The 6,038-nt window shown below is 40.7% G+C and carries 3 protein-coding genes; 1 reads left to right on the plus strand and 2 read right to left on the minus strand.

All coding sequences use genetic code 11. The features are described 5' to 3' along the window. Nucleotide 1: 1 nt before the first annotated feature. Both R7190_RS20805 and R7190_RS20810 read right to left on the minus strand, forming a co-directional pair. Entirely contained in the window at nt 2-2,617 is a 2,616-nt protein-coding gene (locus R7190_RS20805) for a DNA topoisomerase (protein ID WP_025633988.1), read from the minus strand. 2 nt (nt 2,618-2,619) lie between these two features. After that, nucleotides 2,620-3,225 (minus strand): transglycosylase SLT domain-containing protein, encoded by a 606-nt coding sequence (locus tag R7190_RS20810; RefSeq protein ID WP_025633990.1) that lies wholly within the window; start codon nt 3,223-3,225, stop codon nt 2,620-2,622. A gap of 118 nt (nt 3,226-3,343) precedes the next feature. Between R7190_RS20810 and R7190_RS20815 the strand changes: the two genes are divergently transcribed. Beyond that, nucleotides 3,344-5,587 carry an ATP-dependent helicase gene (locus R7190_RS20815; RefSeq protein ID WP_025633991.1) on the plus strand — a complete coding sequence of 748 codons (2,244 nt, stop codon included), beginning with the start codon at nt 3,344-3,346 and terminating at the stop codon, nt 5,585-5,587. Nucleotides 5,588-6,038 lie beyond the last annotated feature (451 nt).

The following is a 6,038-nucleotide window of genomic DNA, read 5'->3' on the forward strand; positions in this document are numbered from 1 at the left end:
CTTATTTTGATGCTGTAGCAATCATTGCTTTCATACGGCTAAGTATGTTTTTTGCTCTTTCGTCATTTTCTAATTCACTAGCAGGAACCCTAACGTTTAGCTTTTTAGCCAGCTCGTTAATAGCAGCAATAGTCTTTTTACTTGGTTTCTTAATACGTTTTGCCTCTTCTACATATTTAGATAGTAATTTGGCGTTACTAATCGCTTGAGAAGGAATTTTCAGGCCAGTCTTCGATTCCAACTGTTTTGCGTAATCAAGAAACTTTTTAGATGGAGTACTTGGGACATCATCTTCGTGAACTTTTATAAATTCTAGAGCTTTACCAAAGTCAGTCATTTTAAGCGCTGGCGGCTGGATCTTTTTGAAAGAGCATATTTGTGAAATCTTTCTTCGCATAGCGTCAGTTACCAACCAAGGGTGCTCTCGTAGCCATTGCCTCGCTTTAGCCTCACTTGCTAAGGCCTGTCTGGGCATTGGTAGTCCGAGCCCTTTACAACGCTTCTGAAGTTTATCTTTGGTTTGGTTTGAAAGTGGCATGTTAGGATTCACACCGTCTCTTGGTGTTTTATCAAACAGGTTTTTATTCAGGAAACCTATTAGCTTTTCAGTATTTTCAATTTGAGTGTTTATAAATTCCAGAGACGCTGCTTCTGCTTCTCGTTGAGGGAGTTTACTCATGTCAGAAAGTTTGAGTTCCCATTTGGCAGTAGTACCAGGGCTTTTATATGAATCAGGTAGTGCCTTATACAATTCAATCCCTTTTGGGGTGATATCAATCGAAGGGTTTTTACCCTTGCTAGTATACGCTACGAACTCACGCATTAAGATAGTTGCGATTTGAGTTGGCCTAGTAGCTGGTGTCCCAATGCCTTTTGATTCTTTGAGTGAATTCCTAAGAATAGGATTAGGCTCGAATTTTGCCGCATGGTACATCGCAAAAAGTAGTGAGGCCTCAGTGAAGAGAGGGGGCTTAGTTGTAGTAGACTCCTTTAGCTCAACATCTGGAATTGAAACATTGCTTTTGTCTAAATCGTTTAAGCTGATAGTTTGGACGGTCTCTTTACCTTTAAAGTAATGTTCCCACCCAGTTTCTATACAAGATCGCTTTGTGATCTTGAAACTAGATACCGGTTCTCCAAAAAGCCCATGGGTATCGAATTTTAAAACCCCTTCTTGAACTAAATATTTTGATGGAGGTAAATGTGCTTGCAAGTAATGCGACGTAATTTCTTCAAAGACCTGAAGATCTAGCCCCTGTAGCTCTCCTGGTTTAGGTATAACAACAGGAGCTAGAGCATCGTGTATTTTATCTCCTGGCGTATAGCAGCTTGGTTTGAAACTTGCGCAGGTATCGTCTTGTCCCGTTTGAATGGCAGCGATTTTAAGGGCGGCTTGGCCAAATTGGTCCCATTTTGCTAGTTGAGTACATTTGTCCGCAATATCCCTAGGGTTGTAATCTTTGTCAGAAATCTCTTGTTCTTCACCTCTTGGGTAAGTGATAAAACCAGAATCGTATAGGCGTTGTGCTGCATTGAGGACATCAGTGGCACTAGCGTTGCTAATCAGACTCTGTAGTTTGGTCAGTGATAAAGGCTTTGGTGGGGCAGAAGTCGCCATACTTTCATTTATATCTAAATCCAATATGCACGCTTGCTTAAGCCTTTCCGTAAAATCCATCATAATAGATTTGTCGATATAAAGAGGTTTAGGTCTATTGTTTATGGTTAACTCCTCGACTTCTTCCTCAGACATATCAGGCGATATTTTGGATGCTAGATTTTTTTCATCCCACTTTACGCCAGGGATAGGGGAGTCATAGTCGGAGTCTTTTATCTCTGGAAGGTATCGGCCTTCAAAACTTACAGCGCCGTTACACCTGATCAGCGGTACCGGACGAAAGTGAGTTACAGATTTAAAGTTTGCTCTTTCTTGATGACGATGGTAAGTAAAACCTACAACAGTCGACTGAACTCGACCAACAGATGTCGTTGAGCTTTTCTTATCCCCTGAGCCTAGGTACTTTCCAAGCATTCCCCTTCTTGAGTAATAAGTGTAGGTGGCAGTTAGAACCATGGCTGCGTAATCTGCCATACGACGACTAGACCCAGCTAAATATTCGCCGTAGTATTGAGATGCATCGACCATTTCATCGAAAGAGGTTTGTATTGCATCCTTGGATAACCCCTTTGTTAACCAAACTCGTTTTAATGGGCCATCGTATTTAAGGAAATCTAAAATGCTACGGTATATGACTTCACCTTCTCGGTCTGGGTCTGTAGCACCAATGACTAAAGTCGCTTTGTCGACATACTGTTTAAGTAATTGGATTCGCTCTCCTGGTTTTCTTGCCGGGTATCCGTCACGAGCTGGTATGTCCGGACAAACTTTATAAGGAACCTTGCGAGGGATGCGTTCGTGAGTACGTGGATCGTTCCAACTGAAGTTCTGTATTTGCTCTGTAGGGGGAGACAGTTCGAGGAAGTGACCTGCGGCATACCAAAGGATCAGTTCTTGCCCTTTGTAGAAGCCTGAATATAATCCACCTTGCTTTCTAAGATTCAAAGCTGATGCGATCTTTTCAGCTTGAGAAGACTTCTCTGCAATAGCGACCCACATGGCTATTCTCCTAGTTTATTGACTGCGTGTATTCGGTGAGAAATCCAACGACCATACTCAGATTCAATATCAGCAAAGTGCTTCATTGCTTTCAGGCGGTACGAGTAATGAAAATATTTATTGTCTGAAGTTGCATATCGATGGTAGTTAGCGAGGCCTTTAAAAATGTCATTCGTTGCGTTTAATCTTCTGGCCAGAATGACACCACCAATAAATAGATTTGCACATACATCATCTCTGACGTCTTCCCAGTTTATAGTCACACCAAGCTTACGAAACTCTTGATCCCAAACCTTAGGGTTAACTTGTATTATTCCTAAATCACCAGAACCGTTCTTGGCTTTCTGGTCAGCTCCTGGCCAACCATTCTCGCTTCTCATGATTGTACGTATGTATTTAGGATGTATATTGTTTAGCTTGCTAGAGATTAAAGTACACTCTTCAATCTCACCTTTGTAAGTAAGAAGTAAATCTCGTTTACTTTTCCACGGCATGGCTTTGTACAGCCCCGTGTCGCCATGCTCTATTACATATTCGTAATAAGACCTTTCCGGTTCTTTAAGTTGCTCAAGACCGTCAGCTGCTGTTACACCCAAAAATTCAAACATAGACGCAATCCTCCGTTAAATGAAATATATCATTTAGCAACAAAAAACAATAGACTAAAGTTGACTTTGAGGTTGAATTAAAATACCATATATAAACACTTAAATGGGAGGGATGAGAATGAAATTAACCGCGAGTCAGTATGAAGGAGTCAACACGACTGGAGTACCTTGCATGATTAATGCGGGGGCAGGTAGTGGTAAGACTCGCGTTATTGTGGAGAAGGCCGCGACATTCATTGAGTCAGGCTTGGAACCCTGTCGACTTTGTGCCATAACCTTTACCAAGAAAGCTGCTGCGGAAATGTTAGAGCGTCTTTACTTACGTATAGGTATCAAAGCTTATCAAGCTGTTATCTGTAACTGGCACTCCTTTGCACTAAACCAAGTCATAAAACCTGCCATCAAAAAGCAACACCCATATTTTGTAAAGTGCGGTTATACATCGAGTGACTTAGTTATCTTGGATGAAACTGAGTCCCTTACACTAATAAATGAGTCAGCTAAGAAAACATTATCGAACTCAGACTATGAGTTCTTAAAAGAGCACGGTGGTGCAAAGTATGTTCAAAACTTCATGGGGCTATCCTTGTCCTATGGTCGTGGTCCTAAGTCTGAGTTCGAGCACCAGTCCAAAACCAACCCAAATCTGACTTTTGATGAGAAAGCCTTGTTAAGCCATTGCGTTTGTATCTGGAAGGTCTACTACAGACGAATGATTGAGCTGAATGCTATTGATTACGACCACATTCTCGTCCATGCGGTAAAAATTCTCACACATGATGTAGGTTTTAGAACCTGGTTGCAAAACCAGTTTAAAGCAGTACTTGCCGATGAGCATCAGGATGCTAACCCAGTCCAAGGCTTATTGTTAAAACTTATTGTTGGTCAAGGCAATAACCTAACTATGGTTGGTGATGAAAAACAAAGTATTTATGCTTTCAGGGCTGCAGATGTCGGTCAGTTACTAAATGCTCAAAAAGAATTCGGAGACATGAAGATTGTTCAGATGGGAGAGAACTTTCGATCAACTGAACAAGTTGTAAATGTGGCCAATGCTATTGCTGACTTAATGCATGAAGACCAAAAGGTTACAGACGGACATATGATAGCAATGGCAAATATTCAGGGTGATAAGCCAATTGCCCGACAATTTGCCAATGACAAGGATGAGGCAATTACGACAGCCAATGAGATTAAACAGGCTATCGAATCTGGTGAATTAAAACCAGAAGAAATTGCCATTCTGTATCGTTCAAAAGTAATCAAAGACCCAATTGAAGCTCAACTTATTGAGCATGGGGTAGAATACCGAGTTGTTGGCGACAAGGATTTCTTTGATAGTAAAGAAGTAAAGGACTGGAGTGCATTCCTACGTTTCTGTGCTAATGAGAAGGATGTTATGGCTGCTTCACGTGTCATTGATGCAGCAAGCCTTAAAACTAAGGGCGTAACTATGCGCCAAAAGCTCATTGATAAAAACCTAACAGTTATTGAATACTGTAAGTACATGACCACGTATGGAACTGTAAAATCTCAAGATAGAAAGCTTGGATTTGCCTCTTTGTTGGAGTGCCACTCAATTATCAAAGAAGCATTGTTCGAATGCGGTTCAATCACTGACTTAGCAAAAATAAATAACTATGAACTTAGTGATTCTGAACTGAGAAATAAGTGGGGAGAAGTACTTTCTGGCTTAGAGGAAGGTTTGCATCAAATCTGGGTCGAGCTGTTCAAACCCAAAATTATAGATAACGCTAAGAAGAAGTATAAAACTCAAGAGATGACAGCAGAAGTAATCTCAGAAGTTAATAAAAGAGAGCAAAACGTCATTACCTTAACAAAGCGCCTTTTTGCTTTCACTGAGGTTCATGGACACTTACATGATTGTATCAAAGAACTTAACATGCTGGTGGATTCTGGTGAGCAAGGGGCTAGTGCGGTTCAGTTAATGACAGAACACGCTAGTAAGGGCTTAGAGTTTAAGCGTGTATATGTCATTGGCTGCGAAGAAGAAGCACACTTCAAAGGTAATGAGAAAGACAATGTTCATGAAGAGCTTAGGCTATTCTATGTGGCCACCACTCGTGCAGAAAAGGATCTAATTTACTCATATGCACAAAGGCGCTTAGTTCACGGTGAGTTCAAGACACGGAAACCTCTACAATTTCTATGCGCTCTTCCAGTAGACCTTCTTTACTGGGAGTCTTCAATATCACCCAAAGTAGCGTATGAAAAAAGTAATAAAGAAACCACTACAAAACGAACAGGAAATCCTATTCAAATGCTGGCTAGAGGACAGTTACCACACCCCAAGCTAACAGTAGAGGTAAAGGAAACTAGAATCGAAGGATTTAAAATATAGGGTTAATGAGGGAATCAGCACTTGTAGTATGGTGAACGATACCTAGCTAACGTCACCATATGTTTTGTGGAGAATTACATACATTCAACATCTATTGCTGTTTGAAACTAACTAATAAATAGAGGCCTAATGAGCGACTGGTTACCTTGTAACTGATGGTTTAATTGCATGTCGAAAGAAACTAATGCAAGGTTATTTTCTAGCTGTAAAACATATAAGTCAGAGGGGCGTATCCTCTAATTTTGGCGAAAAAATTATAAGAATCAACTAAGCGTTGTTTGGTATCGTTAGATAAGTAAGGAACTTGAGTATCCTCTCTTAAGCAATGTAGCTGAAATAACAAGCGTACCCCTTTATAGCTCTTCGAGTTTCCAGACCCTGTAAATAATTCTGTGTAACTGTCGGGGTTACATGTATTCAGTGAGTCGGTCTTCGAACATAATCATAAAGC

Source organism: Vibrio sp. 1078-1, assembly GCF_033340475.1.